The sequence below is a fragment of the Bifidobacterium sp. LH_743 genome (genome assembly GCF_056355775.1).
On record NZ_JBKESZ010000001.1, the window covers coordinates 117,935 to 143,233 of the forward strand.

18 protein-coding genes are annotated in these 25,299 nt (G+C 61.0%); 17 read left to right on the plus strand and 1 reads right to left on the minus strand.

The features are described 5' to 3' along the window. Positions 1-188 precede the first annotated feature (188 nt). From AC1ATL_RS00500 to AC1ATL_RS00550, 11 genes are all read left to right on the plus strand, one after another. Positions 189-1,475 carry an adenylosuccinate synthase gene (locus AC1ATL_RS00500; protein WP_432624015.1) on the plus strand — a complete coding sequence of 429 codons (1,287 nt, stop codon included), beginning with the start codon at positions 189-191 and terminating at the stop codon, positions 1,473-1,475. Positions 1,476-1,610: 135 nt separating this feature from the next. Next, complete coding sequence (locus AC1ATL_RS00505; RefSeq protein ID WP_476568333.1) at positions 1,611-3,116, plus strand: ClC family H(+)/Cl(-) exchange transporter; 1,506 nt, start codon at positions 1,611-1,613, stop codon at positions 3,114-3,116. A 547-nt stretch (positions 3,117-3,663) separates the two neighbouring features. Next, the gene (locus AC1ATL_RS00510) at positions 3,664-5,076 is read left to right on the plus strand and encodes a fluoride efflux transporter FluC (protein ID WP_476567670.1); all 1,413 of its coding nucleotides are present in this window, start codon (positions 3,664-3,666) and stop codon (positions 5,074-5,076) included. After that, positions 5,076-5,462 carry a fluoride efflux transporter FluC gene (locus tag AC1ATL_RS00515; RefSeq protein WP_476567672.1) on the plus strand — a complete coding sequence of 129 codons (387 nt, stop codon included), beginning with the start codon at positions 5,076-5,078 and terminating at the stop codon, positions 5,460-5,462. Before AC1ATL_RS00510 ends, AC1ATL_RS00515 begins: the two co-directional genes overlap by 1 nt. 210 nt (positions 5,463-5,672) lie before the next feature. Then, on the plus strand, positions 5,673-7,097 hold the full coding sequence (locus AC1ATL_RS00520) for an ABC transporter permease subunit (RefSeq protein WP_476567674.1): 1,425 nt from the start codon (positions 5,673-5,675) through the stop codon (positions 7,095-7,097). A 5-nt stretch (positions 7,098-7,102) separates the two neighbouring features. Then, entirely contained in the window at positions 7,103-8,086 is a 984-nt protein-coding gene (locus AC1ATL_RS00525) for a branched-chain amino acid ABC transporter permease (RefSeq protein WP_476567676.1), read from the plus strand. Next, positions 8,079-9,080, plus strand: a complete 1,002-nt coding sequence (locus AC1ATL_RS00530; protein ID WP_476567678.1) for an ABC transporter ATP-binding protein — start codon at positions 8,079-8,081, stop codon at positions 9,078-9,080. Before AC1ATL_RS00525 ends, AC1ATL_RS00530 begins: the two co-directional genes overlap by 8 nt. A 145-nt stretch (positions 9,081-9,225) precedes the next feature. Then, a complete protein-coding gene (locus AC1ATL_RS00535; RefSeq protein ID WP_476568335.1) occupies positions 9,226-10,080 on the plus strand; it encodes an ABC transporter ATP-binding protein in 855 nt (284 codons plus the stop codon). Between the two features lie 252 nt (positions 10,081-10,332). Then, positions 10,333-11,613: an ABC transporter substrate-binding protein gene (locus AC1ATL_RS00540; protein WP_476567680.1), complete on the plus strand. Its 1,281-nt coding sequence runs from the start codon at positions 10,333-10,335 to the stop codon at positions 11,611-11,613. Positions 11,614-11,878: 265 nt separating this feature from the next. Continuing rightward, a complete protein-coding gene (locus AC1ATL_RS00545; protein WP_476567682.1) occupies positions 11,879-13,177 on the plus strand; it encodes an ABC transporter substrate-binding protein in 1,299 nt (432 codons plus the stop codon). 366 nt (positions 13,178-13,543) lie between these two features. Then, the gene (locus tag AC1ATL_RS00550) at positions 13,544-14,629 is read left to right on the plus strand and encodes a LacI family DNA-binding transcriptional regulator (RefSeq protein WP_432624007.1); all 1,086 of its coding nucleotides are present in this window, start codon (positions 13,544-13,546) and stop codon (positions 14,627-14,629) included. Between the two features lie 63 nt (positions 14,630-14,692). On the opposite strand, the gene AC1ATL_RS00555 is transcribed toward AC1ATL_RS00550, so the two are convergent. Beyond that, a complete protein-coding gene (locus tag AC1ATL_RS00555) occupies positions 14,693-15,646 on the minus strand; it encodes an aminodeoxychorismate lyase (RefSeq protein WP_476567685.1) in 954 nt (317 codons plus the stop codon). A gap of 489 nt (positions 15,647-16,135) precedes the next feature. On the opposite strand from AC1ATL_RS00555, the gene AC1ATL_RS00560 reads away from it, so the two are divergent. From AC1ATL_RS00560 to gtfA, 6 genes are all read left to right on the plus strand, one after another. Further along, entirely contained in the window at positions 16,136-16,927 is a 792-nt protein-coding gene (locus AC1ATL_RS00560) for a putative hydro-lyase (protein WP_476568337.1), read from the plus strand. A 47-nt stretch (positions 16,928-16,974) separates the two neighbouring features. Beyond that, positions 16,975-17,892, plus strand: a complete 918-nt coding sequence (locus AC1ATL_RS00565) for a LamB/YcsF family protein (RefSeq protein ID WP_476567687.1) — start codon at positions 16,975-16,977, stop codon at positions 17,890-17,892. A 14-nt stretch (positions 17,893-17,906) separates the two neighbouring features. Further along, positions 17,907-19,784, plus strand: a complete 1,878-nt coding sequence (locus AC1ATL_RS00570) for a 5-oxoprolinase subunit B/C family protein (RefSeq protein WP_476567689.1) — start codon at positions 17,907-17,909, stop codon at positions 19,782-19,784. 86 nt (positions 19,785-19,870) lie between these two features. Then, complete coding sequence (locus AC1ATL_RS00575) at positions 19,871-21,829, plus strand: acetyl/propionyl/methylcrotonyl-CoA carboxylase subunit alpha (protein WP_476568339.1); 1,959 nt, start codon at positions 19,871-19,873, stop codon at positions 21,827-21,829. A 72-nt stretch (positions 21,830-21,901) separates the two neighbouring features. Beyond that, the gene (locus tag AC1ATL_RS00580) at positions 21,902-22,876 is read left to right on the plus strand and encodes a DUF4392 domain-containing protein (protein WP_476567691.1); all 975 of its coding nucleotides are present in this window, start codon (positions 21,902-21,904) and stop codon (positions 22,874-22,876) included. A 728-nt stretch (positions 22,877-23,604) separates the two neighbouring features. Further along, entirely contained in the window at positions 23,605-25,119 is a 1,515-nt protein-coding gene (gene gtfA / locus AC1ATL_RS00585) for a sucrose phosphorylase (RefSeq protein ID WP_476567693.1), read from the plus strand. The last annotated feature ends 180 nt before the right edge of the window (positions 25,120-25,299 follow it).

Sequence of the window (25,299 nt, forward strand, 5' to 3'; positions counted from 1 at the left end):
ATGCGGGCATCCGCATAGCGTGGCCCGACCGAGCACGTGTGGCACGGTCCGTCTTGTCGGCTTCGCATGGTTCGGTTTCGCATGGTCCGGCTCCGCACCGCCTGCCGCCGCAATTCCGCTGCTGCGCAGTAGAGGGCTCACGGTACGCTGTTTTCGGCGGAAACAAGGCGACATCGTGGAGGTGTGTTATGCCGGGAATCGTGTTGATTGGCGCTCAGTGGGGCGACGAAGGCAAAGGTAAGGCGACCGATCTGATCGGCACCAAGGTCGACTACGTGGCACGTTTCAACGGCGGCAACAATGCCGGCCATACCGTGGTGGTCGGTGACGAATCGTACGCGCTGCATTTGCTGCCTTCCGGCATCATCAGCCCGACGACGACCCCCGTGATCGGCAATGGCGTGGTGGTCGACCCGGAAGTGCTGTTTGAGGAGATCGACGGTCTTGAAAGCCGTGGCGTAGACTGCTCCCGACTGCTGGTGAGCGAAAGCGCGCATATCATCGCCCCGTATCACCGCGTGCTCGACAAGGTGACCGAGCGCTTCCTCGGCAAGCACAAGATCGGCACCACCGGCCGTGGCATCGGCCCGGCGTACGCCGACAAGATCAACCGTGTGGGCATCCGCGTGCATGACCTGTTCAATGCGGACCATCTGCATGACAAGGTCGAGGCCAGCCTGCATCAGAAGAACCAGATGCTCGTCAAGCTGTACAACCGTCGTCCGATCGACGTGGACGAGACCACCGACGAGCTGCTCAAGCTGGGCGAACGCCTCAAGCCGTACGTGGCCAACACTTCGCTGGTGCTCAACAAGGCGCTCGACGAGGGCAAGACCGTGCTGTTCGAAGGCGGCCAGGCCACCATGCTTGACGTGGATCACGGCACTTATCCGTTCGTGACCTCCTCCAACCCGACCGCCGGCGGCGCCTGCACCGGCACCGGCGTCGGCCCGACCAAGATCAACCGTGTGATCGGCGTTGCCAAGGCGTATGTGACCCGCGTGGGCGAAGGCCCGTTCCCGACCGAGCAGTTCGGCGAGGAAGGCGATTGGCTGCGCGCCCAGGGCCACGAGTATGGCGTGACCACCGGCCGTCCGCGTCGTTGCGGCTGGTTCGATGCGGTCGTCAATCGTTATGCGGCTCAGGTCAACGGCCTGACCGACATCGTGCTCACCAAGCTCGACGTGCTCACCGGCCTGAAGGAGATTCCGCTGTGCGTGGCGTATGACGTCAACGGCGAACGTCGTGACGATATGCCGACTGACCAGGCTGAATTCACCGTCGCGAAGCCGATTTACGAGTCCATGCCGGGCTGGTCCGAGGATATTTCCCAGGTCCACGATTTCAATGACCTGCCGAAGACCTGCCAGGATTACGTCAAGCGTCTCGAGGAGCTGTCCGGCTGCCGTATTTCCGTGATCGGTACCGGCCCGCAGCGCGACCACATCATCCAGATTCATTCGCTGATTGACTGAGCGTTGTGATTAGGCGTTGTGACTGAGCGCTATGACCGAAAGTTGTGACTGAGCGCTGTGCCCCGACTGAACGTTGTGCCCCCGACCTCATCCATTGACAAGCTGGTTCCGCGATTCGACCATCTGAAATGGAAGATGGCGGGGGCCGGCGTCGTTGTAGGGCTGATTTCCGGTTTCCTTGTCGTCGCCTACCGTCTCGGCATCGAATACGGCGCCGAAACCGCCCGCTGGGTGTATGCGCGGATTCGCGAAACCCCTTGGCTCGTCGTGCCATGGGCGCTGGCCGCGGTTTTGGCCGCGTTGTCGATTGCATGGATGGTCAGGAAAGAGCCGATGGCCGGCGGCAGCGGCATTCCGCAGACCAACGGCGTGGTGATGCGCGGTCTGAAAATGCGATGGCAGACGATTCTTCCGGTGCGTTTCGTCGGCGGTTTGCTCGGTTCGCTGTTCGGACTGTCGCTTGGCCGCGAAGGCCCGTCCATTCAGATTGGAGCTTCGGGCGCTCAGTTTCTTTCCCACCGGCTGCGCGGCGGGAAGCGCGAGGATGTGCAGGAGCACTATCTGGTCACCGCCGGCGCCGCCGCTGGTCTTTCCGCTGCGTTCAGTGCTCCGCTGTCCGGCATGATGTTCGCTTTGGAGGGGGTGCATCGCAGTTTCTCTCCTGCGATTCTGATGGGGGCCACCGCCGCGTCGCTCACCGCCGATTTCGTGTCGAAATACTGTTTCGGCCTACGTCCCGTGCTTGATTTCGGCGATATCGGCCAGCTTCCGCTTGACGAGTATGTGTGGCTGATTCCGTTGGGATTGGTGGCCGGTCTGGTCGGTTCGCTGATGAACCGTTCGCTGCTTGGATTCCAGACGTTGTATGGCAGGCTGCCTGCGTGGAGTCGTCCGATGATAGCGATCGCGATCGCGTTGCCGGTCGGCATTTGGCTGCCTGACGTGCTTGGCGGCGGATCGAACCTGATTGACATGGCCGAGCATGCGCGTATCGGGCTGGGCATGCTGTGCCTGCTGTTCCTGGTCAAGGTGCTGTTCACGTCCACGAGCTTCGGCTCAGGTGCGCCCGGAGGTATTTTCATGCCGATTCTCGCGGTCGGATCGCTCGCCGGCGGCATCTGCGGACAGGCGTTGCGCCAGTTGGGTTGGCTGCCGTCCGGTTCCGTGGCGATTTTCGCGGTGTGCGTGATGACCGGCACGCTGTCGGCGTCCGTGAAAACTCCAATCACATCGATTCTGTTGGCCGTGGAAATGTCCGGCACGTTGACGCACATGCTGCCGGTCGCGGCCGTCGCGTTCATCGCATTGCTGGTTTCCGATCTGCTCCGTACGAAACCGATTTACGGCGAGCTGCTGGACCGGTACATACGTGCGCAAGGCGGCACGACGGCGGTCGTCAGCCATGTGGATCGCGGCATTATGGAGCTTCCGCTGGAAATGGGGGCGATCGCGGACGGCAAGCTGGTGCGTGACGTGCGATGGCCGTCCGGCTGCCTGCTTATCGGCCTGCGCCGAGGAGAACGGCAGATGGTGCCGCGCGTCGATACGCGGCTATGTGCGGGCGACTATCTGGTCGTGCTGTTCAGCGGTGAGAATGAAAGCGACGCACGGCTCGCGATGCGCGCCCTGTGCGATGCGTGACTTGCGTGTGGTGCGTGATTTCGCTCGATTGTGACCGTGTGGCGCTGACGCTTGGTTTTGCTGGCGTTCCTCAACGTTCCAGTGGCTCTCAGCCTTATTGCCTCGTTGCGTCCCAACCCACCTAATTATCCTGAATGTCCGATTCTGGAGAATCGGACGCGTGAGGTCATATGCGGGTTGCCTGAATGTCCGATTCTGCCGATTCGGACATTCGTCGTGTAGTTTGTAAGGCCTAAGTGTCCATTTCTCCAGAATCGAACACATGGGGTAGCAGATGCGTTGCCTGAATGTCCGATTCTGGAGAAAAGGACATATGGGGTACAGGTTTTGGAGTCTGCGTGTCCGTTTCTGCCGAATCGGACACTCGGCGTGTGGTTTGCGGGGCTTAAGTGTCCGATTCTCCAGAATCGGACATTCAGGGTGGGCGGGTTGAGCCAACGTGTAAACTTGTCTGGGTTAGGAAGGCGGCAACTGCGGCCAGCTCGTTGTTGCACGGCCTCTGGGCGGAACAACGCTGTCCGCCGCATGGCCAATACAGGGGAGCGTAATGGAATCGCAAAAACGGCAAACGGAGGACGGCCCAGTGGAGGTGAACGCGGGCACGGAACCGAATCCCGCTACGCAATCGATCGACATCAAAGAAGTGGCTCATGCGGGCGTCCGCCCGTCCGGCGCTGCCGCGTCGAAGAATCCGCCTCAGATTCCGCTTGCGCCGATGAAACGCGTGCAGGCGCGGTTTAATCCGCTCGCCGACACGGTGATGTATGTCGTGGTGTTCGCCGGTGGTTTCTTCGGCGTCGGCTGCCGGCGCGTTTTGGACATGCTGATGCCGTCCATCGGCGGAACGCCGTTCGTTGTGGGCACGTTCGTTTCGAATATGATTGCCTGTTTTCTGTTTGCGATGCTGGTCGAATACATGGCGACCGCGTCGTGGCTTCGTCGCAGGGTGCGTCAAGTCGTCAGCCGCGGTGTGGGGCTGGGCTTCCTTGGTGGTCTTTCGACGATGTCCGGCGTGATGTTGGAAACCATGGAAGGACTGCATGAACAGCGATTCGCGGCTGCGTTTGGCTATCTCGCGGCAAGTTTCGTATGCGGTTTGATTGCGTCGGCCGCCGGTATGGCGCTGATGCGGGTCGTGACGTCGCATGGCACCCGCAAGCGGGTTCGTGCCGCGCTTGCCAGTGCTTCTGTGTCCGATTCTGGAGAATCGGACATTCACAGTAACGTCCGGCAGTCTCAGATGTCCGATTCTCCAGAATCGGACACTCAGGGTGGGCATGGCGTGCGCCATGTGAAAGTGGCGGATGTGGCGCATTCCGCTGCGCAGGCGGCTCTTGAGGCGGCACAGACCGCTCAGCAGGCCGCGCAGATCGCTCAGCAGGCCGCGCAGGCCGGTTCGATTTCGCAGGTCGATTCCGTTGCCCAGGCCGGTCCGGACGCTCAGCAGGCCGCTCAGCCGGCCACACAATCGGTTTCACGTGATGTTTCACGGGATATCCTCCGATTGCCGGTTCCGCAATTGGATATCCCGCAACTATCGGTTCCGCAGCTGCAGGGCTTGTCGTCATCGCCGTCACAATCGCAATCGTCATCGCGTCTGCAATCACAGGCTTCGAGCGAGCCGCAACCGATGGCGCATGACAGCCAAACGGCTCCTCAGCGGGCCGACCTGCTACAGTCTGAACAGTCCAAACAGCCGGAATGGTTCGCACAACCTGAACAACCAGCACAACCCGAACGTTCCGCGTATTCCGGACAGCCTGCACAGTCCGAGCGTCCCGTGCAACCTCAGCAAACGCCGCTTTCTCAACAAACACCGCAACCCGCGCAGCCCCACCAACCCAGCCAGCCTGCCACGTCGCAATCGCAGCAAACCGACAATCCGCCGAGCTTCGAGCCCAAACCGATCACCGCGCAGATTCCGCTCGTCGCCGATCCGATCACAGGGGAGGTGCGCTGATGATATGGATGATCTGCCTGTTCGGCGGCATCGGAGCCATGGCCCGCTACGTGCTTGACGTGTCGATTCAACGCAGCTGGAACCGCGCCGGCAAGCACGGTTTCCCGCTGGCCACGCTCGTCATCAACGGCGTCGCCTCCCTGTGCGCGGGCATTGCCATGATGTCGTACTACTCCCAATCCGTGGATATGGAAACGGTCATGACGTTCGTCGTGGGATTCCTCGGCGGATTCTCCACCTTTTCCACGGCGCTCAACGAGGTGCTGTCGCTGATCCGCAAACGTCGCTTCGCCATGGCCGCGGGCTACGGCGCCGCCACGGTTTTGGTGCCTCTGGCCTGCGTTGCGATTGGTTTCGGCATCGCATTGTTGGGCGGGCACTCGTAGCGCACATATAGCGCACGTATAACGCACGCATAGCTCGCGCATGGCGATTACGTACAGTAGCCGCCTAGCAAACGCCCAGTAGCCGCACGGCAGATGCGCGTAATTTTCGCGTTACACAGACGGTCTCGGGTAACGTGAAAGAAATCTGAGTGCAACCGCATACGCTGTTTCCTCTCCTACGTTGTGAAGACAACAAGAGAGGAAAAACCAATGACAGCCGTAACGTATTCCATACGGCATCGTCGATCGGGAATCGCCATGATATGTGCGGTTTTTGCCGTTCTCTCGATGCTTTTCATACTTCCCTCCTCCACTGCGTTCGCTGCCGATTCCGGTGCGAAGGCCGTGAACGAATGCAATCCGACCGCCAGTAACGGCTGCGTCAACGGCATCCTGCAGGACGCCGACAAGAAGCCGATCGCGGACGTCACCATCAAACTGTCCGGCAAGGAAACGGCGGAGACCAAGACCACGGCCGATGGCAAATGGGCTTTCTCCGTTGCCGATGACGGTGACTACACCGTCACCATCGACGATTCCGTCGCACAAGAACACGGCTTGAAGGCCAGCAGCGCGACGGTGACGATCAAGAAAGCCAGCTTCGACAAGCAACGTGGCGTCGTCCGATTCGATCAGGCCAGTGATTCCGCCGCTTCCGCCGCGTCCGGTTCGGCAAATGGCGATAAGACCACGTCCGGTACGGCCGGTTCGACGGCTGCCACGCCATCGCCAGCCAGGAAAAGCAGTTCCAACATTGGCAAACGCATCTGGCAACAGTTGTATTCCGGCATAATCTTCGGCCTGATGCTGGGACTTATGTCCGTCGGCATGAATCTTGTGTACGGCACCACCGGACTGCAGTCCTTCTCCCATGGCGAGCAGGTAACGCTCGGCGGCCTCATGGCGTACGTCGGCACGCAGATGATGCACATGCCGCTGGTCGTCTCCGCCATCTTCGCCATCGCCATCGGCGCGCTGACCGGCTTCATCCAAAACGAAATCGTCTGGGGGCCGCTGCGCAGACGCCACGTCGGCACCATGCAGCAGATGATCGTCACCATCGGCCTGTCCATGGCGTTGCAATACACGTTCCAATTCTTCTTCGGCGGCGACATCAAAGGCATCGTCAAATCGGTGCCGGACAGTTTCCAGCTCGGACCGATCACCACCGACATGCCGACGCTACTGTCCGCACTCATCGCCATCTGCGTGATTGTCGGCGTCACCCTGTTCCTCTACAAGACACGACTTGGCCGCGCCACACGAGCGGTCTCCGACAATGCGGCGCTCGCCGCGGCATCCGGCATCAACGTGGACCAGGTGGTCCGTGTGGTCTGGATCCTCTCGTGCGCGATGGCCGCCCTGTCGGGCGTGCTGCTCGGCGTCTACCTGAACGGCATCTCTTGGAACACCGGCGCAACCCTGATCCTGCTGATGTTCGCCGCGGTGACGCTTGGAGGCCTCGGCACGGCTAACGGCGCGTTGATCGGTTCGCTGGTCATCGGCATCGTGGCGGACATGAGCTCGCTCGTCATTCCCAACGATATGCGTTACGCCAGCGCGCTGGCAATCCTCATCATCGTTCTGCTGGTGCGCCCGCAGGGCATCTTCGGAAAGCAACAAAGGGTGGGCTGATCCATATGGACATCATGACAATCATCTCCAACGCGGCGGGCGAGCTCATCGCCCCCACCACGGCGGCATACGTGCTCGCCGCCATCGGCTTGAACATCCACTTCGGCATGACGGGCCTGATGAACATGGGCCAGGCCGGATTCATGCTCCTCGGCGCCTACGGGTTCGCCATCACGCAGTCGATGGGCTGCAACCTGTTCGCATCGGTGTGCGCGGCGCTCGCGCTCGCGGTTATCTACGCGCTGCTGCTCGGTATACCGACGTTGAAACTCGGCCCCGATTATCTGGCCATGGTCACGTTGGCCGCCGCGGAAATCATCCGCATCATCGGCAGGTCGACGGCCATGACGAAGATCACGGGCGGTTCCGCCGGCATCTCGCCACAGGACTTCACCGGAAAATTCGAATCGCTGTCCCCGCTGCCGGACGGCTCGACCACGTTCCTGCTGTGGACGTACAGCAACAACATCGCCAATTCCTGGTGGCTTCGCATCGTGGCCTGGGTTTTGGTGGCGATTGCGGCGCTGCTGTGCTGGCGCTGGTTCCATTCACCGTGGGGCCGCATGCTCAAAGGCATCCGCGAGGACGAGAACGCGATCCGCTCGCTCGGCAAGCCGGTAACGAAATACAAGATGGAATCGTTGATTCTGGGCGGTCTGTTCGGCGCGATCGCGGGCATCATCTTCGTGCTGCCGCGTTCCGTGCAGCCCGATTCGCTCGGACGCACCGTCACCTTCTACGTGTGGACGATTCTGCTGTTGGGCGGCGCGGCCACGATCCTCGGACCGGTACTCGGCTCCTGCGTGCTGTGGGTGCTGCTCACCTTCGTCAAGGAGGTCATGCGCAACACCGTTCCCGAAACCCTCATCTCTTCCAACCAGATCGAAGCCCTCGGCTGGGTGATCGTCGGCGTGGCGCTGATGTGCCTGGTGATCTTCAGACCGCAAGGCCTGTTGGGCGACCGAAAGGAGTTGGCTTTCCATGCCTGAGACAACGAATACTCCGACCACCGGCGCGCGACGTCCATCCGGCGTGCAGCCGGGAGTGCCGTTCCATGACCTGACCAAGTGGGCCACCAAAGCGCCGGAAGGCGAGAAGCTCATCTCCACCGCCTATCGTGACAAAGTCACCGACGATCTGAAATTCGTGGAGAACAAGCCGGGCGTGCACAAACCCGACCCGATCCTGATCGCCGACAACGTGACCCGCAAATTCGGCGGCATGACCGCCGTGGACGTCAGCCATTTCGAAATCGAACGCCACGGCATCACCGCGTTGATCGGACCGAACGGCGCCGGCAAGACCACGTTCTTCAATCTGATGACCGGCTTCGATACGCCAAACACCGGCACATGGCAGTTCGACGGCAAGGACATGGCCCACGTGCAGCCTGAGCAAGTAGCGCGCATGGGCATGGTCCGCACGTTCCAGCTGACCAAGGTCATGGGCCGTCTGACCGTGCTCGACAACATGCTGCTCGGAGCTCCCGTGCAACCGGGCGAAGGCATGTTCCGCGCGCTGTTCCCCGGTATGTGGAAGAAGCAGGAGCAGGCGAACATCGAAAAGGCGGAGGCGTTGCTGGAACGGTTCCTGCTGATCAAAAAGAAGGACGATTACGCGGGCTCGCTTTCCGGCGGCCAACGCAAGTTGCTGGAAATGGCCCGTGCGCTGATGTCCGATCCACAGCTGGTCATGCTGGATGAGCCGATGGCCGGCGTCAACCCCGCGCTGAAGCAATCGCTGCTCGACCACATCATGGCGCTGCGTGAGGAGGGCACCACGGTGCTGTTCGTGGAGCACGACATCAACATGGTCCGCCATATCGCCGACTGGGTCACCGTGATGGCCGAAGGCAAGATCGTGGCCGAGGGCCAGCCGAAGAGCGTGATGAACGATCCGGCAGTGATCGATGCGTACTTGGGTGCGCACGCCAACGTGGATCTGGGCGACGATTCGGTGCTGGAAGATTTGAAGGAGGCTTGAGATGGGTGACAAGGCAAGCGTGGCTGGTGCGGCTGGCATGGCCATTCCGGCAGCGGGTTTGTCCGATTCTGCAGAATCGGACGTTTGGACGGTACATTCGGTGGCTCACGTGTCCGATTCTGCCGAATCGGACATTCAAACGGGTATGGGCGCATCCCACGTGTCCGATTCTCTAGAATCGGACATTCAAGGGGCTGGAGAGCAAAGGGCCGGGGAGCGGCCGTTGACTCGCGCGCAAATCCATGTGGGCGAGCCTGCCGGCGAACCGCTGCTTGACGCGGTGGACCTGGTGGCCGGCTACATTCCCGGCGTGAACATCCTCAACGGAGCCTCCCTGACCCTGCACGAAGGCGAGATCGTCGGCATCATCGGTCCGAACGGCGCCGGTAAGTCAACACTGCTCAAATCCTTGTTCGGCCTGGTTCGCATCCATTCCGGCAAGCTTCTGCTCAAGGGTGAGGACATCACCAACCTGCGCGCCGACAAGCTCGTCTCCCGTGGCGTCGGCTTCGTGCCCCAGACCGAAAACGTCTTCCCCAGCCTGACCATTGCGGAAAACATGCACATGGGCGCATTCCAGGCGCCGAAACTGTTCGATGAGCGTTTCGACTACGTGTGTTCCATCTTCCCCAAGCTCGGCCAGCGCAAGAACCAGCTCGCAGGCCAGCTTTCCGGCGGCGAACGACAGATGGTGGCCATGGCCCGCGCGCTCATGATGAAACCTTCCGTCCTGTTGCTCGACGAGCCTTCCGCCGGCCTGTCCCCGATGCTGCAGGATGAGACTTTCATTCGCGTGCGCCAGGTCAATAAGGCAGGCGTCTCCGTGGTCATCGTCGAACAGAACGCCCGCCGATGCCTGCAGATTTGCGATCGCGGCTATGTCCTCGACCAAGGCCGCAACGCGTATTCCGGCAAAGGACGCGATTTGATGAACGATCCGAAGGTCGTTTCTTTGTACTTGGGCAACCTGGAAGAAGAGGTCCAGGAGGAAGGCAGGTAAAGGGTCGCGTTCGCCGTCGACGGGGCACCCCCGAAGGGAATGCCTCGCCGGCGGTTCCTCCATGCCTGAAAACGGGTGCAAATCCTTGTGTTTCCAACAGTTTTCGGGCTTCATCTTTGATTAACTTCACGCATACACGATCGGTTTTCTCGCCGCTTATAGTGCGATTCAAGATATTCGAGCAACCTATCTCGATGATCGTCACCAAGGGCTCGGCAGCAAGCGGAGCCAAGAGAGGAAACGGTGATTCAAATGAAGAGCATAAGAAAGATCGGCGTCGCGGCCACCGCCATGGTGGCGGCCGCTGTCATGGCGCTCGCCGGCTGCGGTTCGTCCAGTTCGTCGGAAGGATCGTCAAGCGGTTCGGGATCGTCTTCCGGTGCCAAGACCACCAAATTCGTGCTTGGCGGTCTGTGGCCGGAAACCGGCTCTCTGGCCTATCTGGCCCCGCCTGAACTGGCCGCCGAAAAGCTGGCCGTCAAGGATATCAACGATGCGGGCGGCGTGCTTGACAACAAAGTCACCACCGTGGACGCCGACACGTCCGATGCGGATCACGCCGACCAGAACACATCCGCCACCCAATCCGTGCTGAGCAAGAACCCGTCGTTCATCATCGGTCCGGCTTCCAGCTCCGTAGTCAAGAACACCTATAAATCCATCACTTCGCAAGGTGTTCCGATGCTGTCGATGGGAGCCACTTCCGCCAGTTTCTCCGGCCTCAACGACTACTTCTTCCGTACCGTCGCCCCCGATACCGTGCAGGGCGCCGTCCTGGGCAGCCTGATCGCCCAGGATGGCGTGCAGAAGCTCGCCGTCGCGGTCTTCAACGACGAATACGGTACCGGCCTGCGTGACACGATCGTCAAAACCGCCAGCGACGCGGGCGTCGACATCGTCTATGGCGAGAAGGATACCTTCGACCCGACCGAAACGAACTTCTCCTCAATCGCCACCGCCATCAAGGCGTCCAATCCGGACGCGACGCTCGTCATCGCCTTCGACCAGACCGAGCCGCTGCTGAAGGCGCTCGCCTCAGCCGGAGTGGACATGCATAAGCTGTACTTCGTCGATGGCAACACCTCCGACTACTCCTCCGATTTCGATGCCGGCCTGCTCAAGGGATCCAAGGGCACCATCCCGGGCGTCAACCCATCCGACGAGTTCGTCAAGCGTCTCGAATCCACCGGCGTGGACCTGAAGAACACCACCACATACGCCGCCGAGACCTATGACGGCATCATCCTCGCCGCACTCGCCGCGCAGAAGGGCGGCAGCGCCGACGGCAAGACCATCCAAGCCAACATGGCGGCCGTCTCCGGTTCCACCAAGGGCGAGAAGTGCGATTCGTACAAGGCCTGCCTCGCCTTGCTGAAGGACGGCAAGGAGATCCAATACCAAGGCCAGACCGGCATTGGCCCGTTCAACAAGAACAACGATCCGAGTTCGGCCAACATCGGCATCTACACCTTCGACGGCAACAACAAACCGGTGTTCGACCACACCCAGTCCGGTGATGTGCCGTCCGAGTGATGCGATATCCGGCGTAATGCGGCTGCCGTCCGTAGTGGCTGCCGTCATATCGGTCGCCGTCTGCATCGGTCGACAACCATACCGACAGCCGCATAGCGCATAACCCCATCGTTGCGCAAACCCATAGCGCATAACCAAACCGCGGGAATCCACCAATCCAGCCAAAAGCTGCTCGAGCGCTTTCCCGCGGTTTTCCGTATCCGGGCACGTATTCGCGTTCGAACCGCACCGAGCGGCGAGATCGCAGCAAAGAGAGGAGCTTACGATGCGTGCATTCACTTCCAAGAAGGATTCGAATACAACGATTATTACGATCACCGCAGCCGTTGCGGCGTTGACGATGATGATGGCCGGCTGCGGTTCGTCCGGCACGGCCACCGGGTCCTCGTCCGATTCGGCTTCCAGCGGATCGTCCAAGTCGTCCGGCACATTCATGGCGGCCGGTCTGTTCCCCCTGACCGGTTCCATGGCCTATCTGGGACCGGCCAACATCGCCACCATGAAGCTCGCGCAGAAGGACATCAACGCGGCCGGCGGCGTGCTCGGCAAGGACATCGAAATCACCTCCGCCGACACGTCGGACGCCGACCATGCCGACCAGAACACCTCGTCCGCGCAGTCGGTGCTCGCCAAGAACCCCTCCGTCGTGGTCGGTCCTCCATCCAGCTCCGTGGTCAAGAACACCTACAAGCAGGTCACCTCCGCCAAAGTGCCGATGATTTCCTCGGGAGCCACATCCACGGCCTTCTCCGGCCTCAACGACTACTTCTTCCGTACCATTCCGCCGGATACCGTGCAAGGCGCGGTCCTCGGCCAGATCATCGCCCAGGACGGCGTGAAAAACCTCGCCGTCGTGGTCTTCAACGACGAATACGGCACATCCTTGCGTGACGTGGTCGTCAAAACCGTGGAGGACGCCGGCGTGAAGGTGGTCTATGGCGAGAAGGACACCTTCGACCCGACCGAGACGAACTTCTCCTCGATGGTCACCGCCATCAAGGCCACCAATCCGGACGCGGTGCTCGTCATCGCCTTCGATCAGACCGTGCCGCTCGTCAAAGAGCTCGCGGCCCAAGGCATCGACACCCACAAGCTGTACATGACCGACGGCAACACCGTCGACCATTCCTCCGATTTCGAAGCGGGCCTGCTCAAAGGCTCCACCGGCACCATTCCGGGAGCCCACCCGACCGAGGAATTCCAGAAGAACGTCAAATCCTTCAATGCCAAGGTCACCGACTTCACCTACACCGCCGAAACCTACGACGCCATCGTGCTGGCCGCGCTCGCCGCGCAGAAGGGAGGAGCCACGGATGGCGCAACCGTGCAGAAGAACCTCATGGCTGTCTCCGGCTCCACCAAGGGCGAGAAGTGCGATTCGTACAAGGCCTGCCTCGCCTTGCTGAAGGACGGCAAGGATATCCAATACCAAGGCCAGACCTCCATCGGCGCGTTCAACGACGCGCATGACCCAAGCTCGGCCTCCATCGGCGTCTACAAATACGATGCAGACAACAAGCCAGTCTTCGACCATTCCCAGGAAGGCTCCGTGCCGAAGGCCTGATCGCTTGATTGAAATGCCTGCTTGTCTGATGGATTTGCCTGATTTGCCTGATTGAAGGAACGGCATATCGATGTGGTCGAAGCGATGGAAAGGGTGGTGCGGTGCAAGCGGTAATCGCAAGCGTCGCACCACCCTTTCGTGTGTGGCCGATCGTATACGGAAGCCGGATGCAACCGATCGTATACGACCGACGTGTGGACATGATGGCCTCCTGAATACGATGGCATTCGATGGAAGAGCGCAGCGTGTTTTTGCGACGGTTTTTGAAGAAAGGAAACGCGATTTCCATGTCGAACTGTTCGACTTTTGCTAAAGTGGGGTGCGTCAATTTTGTTTATGTCGGCATGCGAAAAAAGGGGCGAAACAATGGTTGGCATGCGTGATGTGGCGAAGAAGGCCGGGGTGTCGCTGAGCACCGTCTCATTGGTGGTCAACAAAACGGGATACGTGTCCGACGACATGCGCTCGCGGGTGAAGACGGCCATGAAGGAACTCAACTACGTGCCCAATGAGCTGGCGCGCAATCTGTACAAGAATCGAACGAACCTGGTCGGCGTGATCGTGCCGACCATCCGTCACCCGTTCTTCTCCACCCTTACCGCGCATCTGCAGCATGAGCTCGCCGCCCATGGACTGCGCACCATGCTGTGCTCCACGGCCGACGCGGAGAACGGCGAAGCCGAATACGTCGACATGCTGCGCCGTCGCATGATGGACGGCATCATCGTCTGCTCGCACACCACGCATCCGAACGACTACTGGACGTCCATCGACAGGCCGGTCGTCGCGTTCGACCGCGTGCTGGGGGACGGCATCGCGTCAATCGGCTCCGACCATGAACAGGGCGGCCGTCTGATGGCGCACATGTTGGTCCACACCGGTGCCCGACATGTGGTGATGATCGGCGGACCACGTGAGCAGTTCTTCGATTTGGCGGCGCAAAGTGGCGGCGAATTGGACGATTTCGACCTGCACAAGACGACGTTTCCCACAATCCGCTATTACCTCACGCTGGAGCAGGAGCTCAAGGCGGCCGGCGTGCGGTACGAGTATGTCGAAGCCGGAAACGTGCAGGATTTCCAGGGATACAAGGATGCGGTGAACGATGTGCTCAACCGTATGCAGCCGGACGGCATCGACGCCGTGGTCAGCTCCGACATCGGCGCCGCGCTGTGTGTGCGGGAGGCGTTGCGTCGGAGCATTTCGATTCCGCAAGACCTGCAGGTGATCGCGTACGACGGCACGTATCTGACCGATCTGGCCGGCATAAGGATGACCGCCGTGGCGCAGGATTTCGAGAAGATCGCGCAGGTCGCAGTCGGACACATCGTCCGTGCGATCGCGCAGAGCGGTGAAGGTGGGTCGGTGGCGCAACGGGAGGATGGGCGCAAGCCGTACGAGCCGAGCGTGCTCATCCCCGTGACCCTCAAGCTGGGTGACACCACCCGCTGATCATCCAGCTGGTCGGCCGGTCGCGGATTCATAGCCAGTCATCCGCGGAACAGCCGCCAGGCGCTACTCGTAGTCGCCGGTCGGCCCAATCGTCAGCGCATCCGCATGCGTGCGGCCGGAATGAATCGCGTCGTTGATTGCAAGAACCTCAGCCGTGTCCACGCTCAACGCACGTCCGTCAATTGCGCTGATCGGAATGGCCCATCCGCCGTGCGTCATGTACAGGCTATCCGCTTCGCGCAATTCTGTTATCGGCAACTTGCGATATTCCGCCTTCTTGCCTTCTTCAAGCGCCCAGGCGAACAGTTCGCGTTGCGAAGTGCCGTTCAGGATGCCGATGCGTGGGTCTGGTGTGACGAACGTGTCACCGTAGCGGGCCACAATCGATGAATTTGGACATTCCATGGTGTAGCCGTCCTCGGAATACAGGATCGCGTCACCGACGTTGCGGCGGGCGCATTCGCGATGCACGGCGCAGTTGAACGCGTAGCTCAGCGTTTTCGCGCCGTTGAGCAGCCAGGGGGCGCGGGCCGTGATGTCGGATGGATAGCCGCGCGTCATCGAAGCCATGGTGATCGGTTCTAGCGAGTGCAGCGTGCCTTTCGCGTCAAGGAAGATGTAGACGGTGGGCGTGCGGTCGGCTGCCTTGCCTACGCCGGTGTCCGGATCGAGGCCGCGGGAGACGATGATGCGCAGCATCGGACCGGGTTCCGGATCATCGTACTGGTCGATGACCAGTTGAATCGCGCGGGTGAGTGCGGGAATGTTCGGCTCCGGCATGTCCACCAGGCGGGCCGAATTCGCGAGACGCTTCAAATGGTTCTCCAGCGAGACCGGGAATCCCTTCCAAACCGTGGTCGCTTCGAAAATGCCGTCGCCACGTAGCGCGCACAAATCGAAAGCGTTGATGATGTCGCTTTCCGGGTCCGCGAAACGGATCAGGTCGGCGTCGGGGGCTACGGACGTGCCTCCGAACAGCGTCTTGCCATTGCCGACTGCCAGAACTATCGAATTCATGGGAACCTCTCTTCCGTACCGCGGCCGTGCGCTTGCTGCGTATTCGTCGGCGCGTGTTTGCCGTCCAAGCTAACCGTGGTTTGTTTCCTTCCGTCGCCGCCAATTTGCAATGTTGAAACATGCGCGTCACGAATCGTGCGGCCATCGTAACGTTGCGCGGCCAAGCTGGAGGAAAGCGCGGAAATGCAGGTCGTGCTGAACGGGAGCGTCGGAACTGCGAATGTCCGATTCTGGAGAATCGGACACGTGGGGCGTTCCGTAAGGTGCTTGGATGTCCGTTTCTGGAGAATCGGACATTCGAGATTCAGCAGAAGGCCACGGCCGTCTCCCGGCAACGGCCGGCATGATGCGCAAACCAAGGGAAAGGCGGGCAAGATGGTGGATGGAAAGTCCGCTGTACGCGCGATTGGCGCGGTTGACTTGACTGACGTGATTGGTACATCCCGCGTCACATCCGATACGGGAGCGTCCGATACGAGAGCGTCCGACATGGACGAGGAGGGGCTTGACGCGCGGTCTACTCCCGAGCAGGCGCGCGCAGCTTTTCGGGCTGGTCTGGTCCGCCCGACCTGCGGCATCGCACGAGGGTACGCGCAGGCGAATCTGATGATTCTGCCGAAGGAGCAGGCGTTCGATTTCCTGCTGTTCGCGCAACGCAATCCCAAACCCTGTCCGCTGCTGGAGGTGATGGAGCCTGGCGTCACGGCGCCGGTCGTTGCGCCGGGGGCTGACATCCGCACCGACGTGCCTTTGTATCGTGTGTGGAGGCACGGCGAATTGGTGGCGGAAGTGCCGGATATCCGTGATTATTGGAGATCCGATCTGGTCACGTTTGTTATTGGTTGCAGTTTCACGTTCGAATTCCCGTTGATGGAGGCGGGTGTGCCGGTGCGGCATATCGCGGCCGGTCGCAATGTGCCGATGTATGACACGTCGATTGAGTGCCGTTCGGCCGGCGCGTTCCATTCCACGATGGTGGTGTCGATGCGTGGCGTCCCCTCGACGCAGGTGGCCGACGCATGCCGGATTTCCGGCTACTATCCGTCCGTGCACGGTGCCCCCGTATGTGTTGGCGACCCAGCCGCAATCGGTATAGACGACATCATGCATCCCGACTACGGAGATACCCCCGTACTTGAACCGGGCGATGTGCCGGTGTTCTGGGCGTGCGGAGTGACCCCTCAGGCGGCGGTGATGGCGTCAAAGCCTGAATTCGCGATCACGCACGCGCCGGGACACATGCTGATCACCAGCAAACGCGATATGGAATACATGGTGTGACGGGAAGGCATGATGGGACCGGAACGCATGATGAGATGGGAGTTGCGATGAATGCTGACGTTGCCGATTCCGTCGTCGGAATCGATTTGAACAGTGATATGGGAGAAAGCTTCGGACGTTGGAAATTGGGCGACGATGAGGCTTTGCTCGGCGTCGTCTCCAGTGCGAATGTGGCCTGCGGCTTCCATGCGGGAGACCCGTCCGTCATGTTGCGTACGTTGCGTTGCGCGGCCGCCCGGGGAGTGGCGGTCGGCGCGCATGTGGCCTATCGCGATTTGGCCGGTTTCGGACGACGGTATGTGGATGTGGCGCCCGATGAATTGAAGGCGGACGTGATGTACCAGATCGCCGCGTTGGAGGGTATGGCGCAATCGGTCGGCGCTCGCGTGCGTTATGTGAAGCCGCATGGCGCGCTGTACAACCGGATCGTGCGCGATGAGTCGCAGGCCATGGCTGTGGTCGAGGCGGTCCGCGATGTGGATGATTCGCTGGCGATATTGACGCAGCCGGGTGCCGTGGTGGGTCATCTGGCTGCGCAGGCTGGGCTGAAGGTGTTCCATGAGGCGTTCGCCGACCGTGCGTACAACGCGGATGGCACGTTGGTGTCGCGCCGCTTGCCGGGGGCTGTGATTGCGGATCCCGCGCAGGTCGCGTCGCGCGTTCTGCGCATGGTGCGTGAACATGAGGTGGTGGCGGTCGATGGCACTGTGGTGCGGCTTGATGCCGATTCGGTTTGCGTGCATGGCGATTCGCCTTCCGCCGTGGCGATGGCCCGCGCCATCCGTGCCCGTCTTGAATCGGAAGGTGTGACGGTGCATGCGTTCGCGGACGCGACGGCAGGCGAAGGGGGTATTGCGCCGGTTTTGGAAGGGCCATGCGTGTCCGATTCTGGAGAATCGGACACTCGGGACGGTATTTCCGACCTTCGGATGTCCGTTTCTCCAGAATCGGACACTCGGGCTTAAGGTGGTGCGACGGCATGCGATTCCTGACTTGCGGCGCGGATGGCATATTGGTGGAGCTTGCCGATTTGGATGAGACCTTGCGGGTGTTCGCAGCGTTGCGGAATGCCGTGGAACATGCTGTGAAACATACTGGAGAACGGTCTGCTGAACGCACTGGAGGGTGGTCCGCCAGGACGGTCGTAGGGACGACATCGGACTCGGATTCCGTCTTCGCCGGTGTGAAACAGCTCATTCCGGCGGCGCGGACCATTTACGTCTCTTTCGATCCGCTGCTCGTCCCTCGTGACGGGATGGTGTCCGCCATACGTTCTCTGAACGTCGCCGATGACGTGGAACGATCTTCCCGGATAGTTGAGATTCCGGTGATTTACGATGGCGAGGATTTGACCAATGTCGCCGATTTGCTGGACGTTTCCGTTGATGAGGTGGTGCGTCGGCATTACGGTTCCGATTGGTCGGTGGCTTTCGTCGGCTTCGCGCCAGGTTTCGCGTACCTGACAGGGGGAGACCCGATTTTCGACGTGCCGAGACGCAAGGTGCCGCGATTGAGCGTTCCCGCAGGAGCGGTGGGGCTTGCCGGCACGTTTTCCGGAGTCTATCCGCGTGCCAGTTCCGGTGGCTGGCAGCTGTTGGGACATACTGAGGTGCCGATGTGGAACGAGCATGCCAATCCGCCCGCGCTGCTGCAGCCCGGTGACACCGTGCGTTTCACGCTTGCGCGAAATTCTGCCATCGCCGTATCTACCCCAATCGCCACTCCACCAATGTCCGATTCTCCAGAATCGGACATTCCGGATAACGTTTCCATGCCACGGATGTCCGTTTCTGCAGAATCGGACACACAGGCGGGTATTTCCGACCTTCACATGTCCGATTCTCCAGAATCGGACGCACAGACGGCACAGGCGAGCCGTCGCGCTGCACCCCCGTCTACTGCCGTTGAAATCCTCCGTCCTGGTCTGCTCGCCACATTTCAGGATGATGGGCGTACCGCGGCGAACATGGGCGTGACCGGCTCCGGCGCCGCCGACCGTGGCTCCTTCCACCTGGCCAACGCGTTGGTCGGCAATCCTGCGAACGCCGCCGCGCTGGAAATCACAGGCGGCGGCGTCGAAATGCGCGCGCACGGCAACATCGTTGTGGCGGTGACGGGTGCTCCTGCGGATATTGCGATTACGGGAGCCCGCCAATCGCAGGAAGACCGGGAGGAACCGGATCGCACCTCGGTCGCCATGCAGGAAGCGGTTCTGCTGCGCGATGGCGACGTGCTGTCGATCGGAGCGCCGTCAAGCGGGCTGCGGGATTATCTGGCGGTACGTGGTGGCTTCGATGTCGAGTTTTCGCTCGATTCGGCCGCGACGGACACGATGAGCGGTATTGGCCCGCGCCCGATCGTGGCAAAGCAAAGGCTTGCCATACGACCTGCGTCCGAATTCTGCGATTGCGGTGTCGACCGGCCGCATCCGTGGCCGGCAGGTTTGCCGTGTCCGGGTTGCGTCACGGATTTGCAAGTGCGATTGGGGCCGCGCGACGACTGGTTCACCACGGCCGGCCTGTCCACATTTCTGCAGCAGACGTGGACGGTGACCGTGCAGTCGAATCGCGTCGGTCTGCGGATTTCGGGGGATGTTGCGCTGGAACGCGCCGACAATCGAGAATTGGCCAGCGAAGCCACCCCGCCGGGCGCAATCGAAGTGCCGGCCAGCGGGCAACCGGTGATTTTCCTGCGGGATCAGCCGGTGACCGGCGGATATCCGGTTATCGCGGTACTTGAGCCTGAATCGCTGGATATGGCAGCACAACTGCCGCCGGGCGCGCTGGTCCGTTTCCATCTCATTTCCGAACGACCCTCGGATTCATATTCCGCGCATCCCACCAAGGAGGTCCGATAATGCCATCGTCAATTTCGTCGGCGTCGAGTTCATCGGCGTCAATTTCACCAGCGTCGTCAACTGTGTTTGCGCTTCCGCAACCGAAACTGCGCCGTATTCTCATCGCCAATCGCGGAGAAATCGCCATGCGTGTCATTCATGCCTGTCATGACACCGGCCGCATCGCCATCGCTGCCTATGCTGACCCCGATGCGGACGCGCTGTTCGTGCGCGCCGCCGATGAAGCCTACGCGCTGGGCGGATCCGACGCGAAAAGCACGTATCTCAACATCGCGGCCATCGTTGAAACCGCGCGCAAGGCGCACGCCGATGCCGTTCATCCGGGCTATGGTTTTCTTGCCGAAAACGCGGATTTCGCGCAGGCGGTCATCGATGCCGGTCTGACGTGGATTGGTCCGCGGCCATCCACCATCCGCATGCTTGGCTCGAAGGTTGAGGCCCGGCGCGTCGCCGCCGAAGTGGGTGCGCCCATGGCGCCCGGTACTACGGAACCGATTCACGATCCTGCCGAAGTCGTCGCATTCGCGGAAAAGCATGGTTTGCCGTTGGCCATCAAAGCCGTCTACGGTGGGGGCGGTCGTGGCTTGAAGGTGGTGCGCAGGCTGGAGGATGTGCGCGAGGCCTTCGTATCCGCCACGCATGAGGCCGAATTGGCGTTCGGCAATGGAGACTGCTTCATCGAGCGTTTTCTGGATCGGCCACGCCATGTCGAAGTTCAGGTGCTTGGCGATGGCGCGGGAAACGTCGTGGCCGTCGGCACGCGCGACTGCTCGTTGCAGCGGCGCAACCAGAAACTCATCGAAGAGGCTCCGGCGCCGTTTCTTTCGCCCGCGGCCACGCGCGCACTCGAGGATGCGGCGGTGGCCATCTGCTCGCGCGCGCATTACGAAAGCGCTGGAACCGTTGAGTTTCTGGTCGATTCGGACGGCATGATGTCGTTCATGGAGGTCAATACGCGCATTCAGGTCGAGCATCCCGTCACGGAGGAAGTGACGGGCGTCGATCTGGTGGCCGCGCAACTGGCGATTGCCGAAGGTGCGCGTCTTGCTGATATTCCTGGCTTGGAGCATGGAACTCCCGTTCCGCAGGGGCATGCGATTGAGTTTCGCATCAATGCCGAGGATCCTTCCCTTGGTTTTGTTCCGTTCCCCGGCGTCATCGAGCGATTGGACGTGCCGACCGGCCCGGGTATCCGTTTCGATTCAGGCGTGATATCCGGAGGCGCGATTCCGAGCCAGTTCGATTCGATAATCGCCAAGCTGATTGTTACCGCGCCGTCACGCGAGCAATGTCTGTTGCGAGCCCGGCATGCTTTGAAGGAACTGTCGATCACGGGCGTGCCGACGGTCCGTGCGTTCGACCAGGCCGTGATCGAACAGCCCGCATTTACGGCGGCGGATGGCGATTTCGGTGTCTACACCCGTTGGATTGAGGAGGAATTCCTGCCCTCCGTGGACGTGCGTACGTTGGCTGACGGAAGTTTGGGCCGACGGTCCGCCACGACCGATCCGGTGGAAAGTTGGGTGGAGGTCGATGGCAGGCGCGTGCGATTGGGGTTGCCCGCATCCTTCGCCACTCTTGCCGCGTTGGGGGCCGGATTGGCCGGTGTGGCTGAAGCGGCCGGCGGAGTCGCGGGCACGTCGGGTGCCAATGCCCGAGTGTCCGATTCTCCAGAATCGGACACCCACGCGTCGTATGGTGCATCCCACATGTCCGATTCTCCAGAATCGGACGCTCGAACCCTGCTGGATGCGTTCCGGATGTCCGTTTCTGCAGAATCGGACACTCGAAGTGGCGCATCCGACGGTTCTTGGCCTCACGGCCGCATTGCTCATGGCGCCCCCATCGAATCGACCATCACCGGTACCGTTGTCCGCTGGCTCGCCGACGATGGCGCGCATGTCGAAGCTGACCGGCCAATCGTCGTGCTTGAGGCGATGAAGATGGAAACCGAAATAACCGCCCCCGTCTCCGGCACACTGCATCGAGCCAAACAGGTCGGCGATGCCGTGCGGTACGGCGAATCGCTTGGCGAAATCCGCTGAACTCCCGAATCCCTGAATCCGTTGAATCCGCTGAAGTCATGAAACTGCGAAATCGCAAGTAAGGGGCGCAACATGAGCATATTGGACTGGCGATGCTATCCGAAGATCGCGCGCATCGCACGTATCGCGGGCTCCGACGTTGGCCGTGGCTCCGAGACGTTGATGACGTATTCGCGCGGTGACCTGTTCCGTGCCGCGCGTCACCTGTCGTGCGGAAAAGATAGCCGGCCGGCGCGTGCGTTGGTGGTTACGGGCTTCTACATTCCGAAGGCCGCGAAACCCGCCGCGGAGACGGACGGTCCGCTTGGCGCGCTGGAAATGTGCATGGCATTGCGGGCGATTGGTGGCGATGCATGGCTGATCAGCGATGAGTGCTGTGCTTCGGTGATCCGCCCGTCCGCGCTGGGATTCCTGCCTGACGACCATGTGTTGATCGCGCCGAACGCTCGAATGTCCGTTTCTGCAGAATCGGACATGCGAGGTAGCCGGAAGGCCGCATCCGATGTGCCGGATTTCGACGCCTGGTTCAAGCGTGTCATCGACCTCGTCAAAGCCGAGCGCATCGACACGCTTGTCTATATCGAGCGCGTCGGCCCGGCGCGCGACGGCAGCCCACACAACATGCGCGGCATCGACATCACCGAATGGACCGCGCCGCTCAGCCGGCTCACCCTGCTTGGACTGCATACCATCGGTGTCGGCGATGGCGGCAACGAGATCGGCATGGGACGTGTGGAGGACTACGCCATCGAAGGCGTGGTCGACCATGGCGAGAATATCGCCTGCACGGTGCCGACCGATCAGCTGGTGGTGGCCGGCACGTCGAATTGGGGTGCGCATGCGATCGTCTGCGCGATGCGCGCATTGGGATGCGATGAGGTCGATCCGTATCTTGAACCGTCGTGGCAGAGGCGAGTGCTGGATGTGATTGTCGAATACGGAGGACTTGACGGTGTGCATATGACGAATGTCGCGACCGTCGACGGGCTCGCTCCCGACTTTTATTTTCGGCAGGTCGGCCAACTTACGAACTGCGCCCGCGGCTAATTCCGGCCGATTCCATTCCACCCCACGTGTCCGATTCTGGAGAATCGGACGTATGGCGTGTGGTTTGTGGGGTCTGTGCGTCCGTTTCTGCAGAATCGGACACGCAAAATGCGATTCGGACCGCCTGTTTGTCCGTTTCTCCCGAATTGGTCATTCGGGGTTTGATGCTGCATGCTTAAGTGTCCGATTCTGGAGAATCGGACACGTGGAGTGTGATTCGGGTTGCTTGGATGTCCGATTCTGGAGAATCGGACAAACAAAGTGTGGTTTGTGGGGTCTGGATGTCCGATTCTGGAGAATCGGACATTCGGGCGATGAATGGGGCGTTGGGTGTGGGTTTGCGATTGAACCGGTTCGACACGCCCGGATGAGGATTGCGGTTTTGGTGCGGAGGGGTTTGTTGCGGTAATATCGAACCGGTTCGATGCAGCAATGAGCGAACTTCGGATACGTTGCCCAACTCGTCAGGAAACGTCCGGAAACGGAACGGACGCACCCGGACGCCGCGAGGCGCGAAAGTGCGGAAGACGGCGCCCGGATTCGCCCGGATTCGCCCGGATTCGTCCGATTCGTCCGATTCGTCCGATTCGTCCGGAATCGCTCGGAAACGGAAGTCCGGGAAACGGCAGATCGGCGCGTTCGGAACGGAAACGTCCAACTCGTCCGGACACGCCCGGAAACGGAAGCCTAGGTTCGTTCAGAATAGAAACGGAGCCAAAGGAGGTCCCATGAAAAACAAGGTGCAGCTCATCACCTACGCCAACCGTCTCGGCGACGGAACCCTCAAATCGATGACCGAAATCCTGCGCACCCGTTTCGACGGCGTGTATGACGGCGTGCATATCCTGCCGTTCTTCACCCCGTTCGACGGCGCCGACGCGGGCTTCGACCCAATCGACCACACCAAGGTCGACCCGCGCCTCGGCAGCTGGGACGACGTGGCCGAACTCTCCAAGACCCACGACATCATGGTCGACGCCATCGTCAACCACATGAGCTGGCAGTCCAAGCAGTTCCAGGACGTGCTCGCCAAGGGCGAGGAGTCCGAGTACTACCCGATGTTCCTCACCATGAGCTCCGTCTTCCCGAACGGCGCCACCGAAGAGGACCTGGCCGGCATCTACCGCCCGCGCCCGGGTCTGCCGTTCACCCACTACAAGTTCGCCGGCAAGACCCGCCTGGTCTGGGTCAGCTTCACCCCGCAGCAGGTGGATATCGACACCGATTCCGACAAGGGCTGGGAATACCTCATGTCCATCTTCGACCAGATGGCCGCCTCCCATGTCAGCTACATCCGCCTCGATGCCGTCGGCTATGGTGCCAAGGAAGCCGGCACCAGCTGCTTCATGACCCCGAAGACCTTCAAGCTCATCTCCCGTCTGCGCGAGGAAGGCATGAAGCGCGGCCTGGAGATCCTCATCGAAGTGCACTCCTACTACAAGAAGCAGGTCGAGATCGCATCCAAGGTCGACCGCGTCTACGACTTCGCCCTGCCGCCGCTGCTCCTGCACGCGCTGAGCACCGGCCACGTCGAGCCCGTCGCCCACTGGACCGACATCCGTCCGAACAATGCCGTCACCGTGCTCGATACGCACGACGGCATCGGCGTGATCGACATCGGCTCCGACCAGCTCGACCGCTCGCTCAAGGGTCTCGTGCCGGACGAGGATGTAGACAACCTGGTCAACACCATCCACGCCAACACCCACGGCGAATCCCAGGCGGCAACCGGCGCGGCGGCATCCAACCTTGACCTCTACCAGGTCAACAGCACCTACTATTCGGCGCTCGGATGCAACGACCAGCACTACATCGCAGCCCGCGCCGTGCAGTTCTTCCTGCCGGGCGTGCCGCAGGTCTACTACGTGGGCGCGCTCGCCGGCCGCAATGACATGGAGCTGCTGCGCAAGACCAACAACGGCCGTGACATCAACCGCCACTACTACTCCACCGAGGAGATCGACGAGAACCTCAAGCGTCCGGTGGTCAAGGCCCTCAACGCCCTAGCCAAGTTCCGCAACGAGCTCGACGCCTTCGACGGCACGTTCTCGTACACCACCGACGGCGACGATTCCATCAGCTTCACCTGGCGCGGCGCCACCACGCAGGCCACGCTGACCTTCGAACCGAAGCGCGGTCTGGGCGTCGAGAACACCACGCCGGTCGCCACGCTGGAATGGGAGGATTCCGCCGGATCCCATCGCAGTGACGACCTGATCGCCAATCCGCCGTTCGTCGCTTGATGGGAACAAAGGAGACAACGGGGACAACAAAAACAAGCGACGGTGGCCGTACGTGTTGCTATCGTAGGTTTCGTTGAAGAATCGCCCGAATGCGCTGTCGCAGTGTGTTCGGGCGATTTTCTTATGCATTTCGATCCGTACGTATGCGGGATTTGGATATGCGCGCACCATAGCATGCAT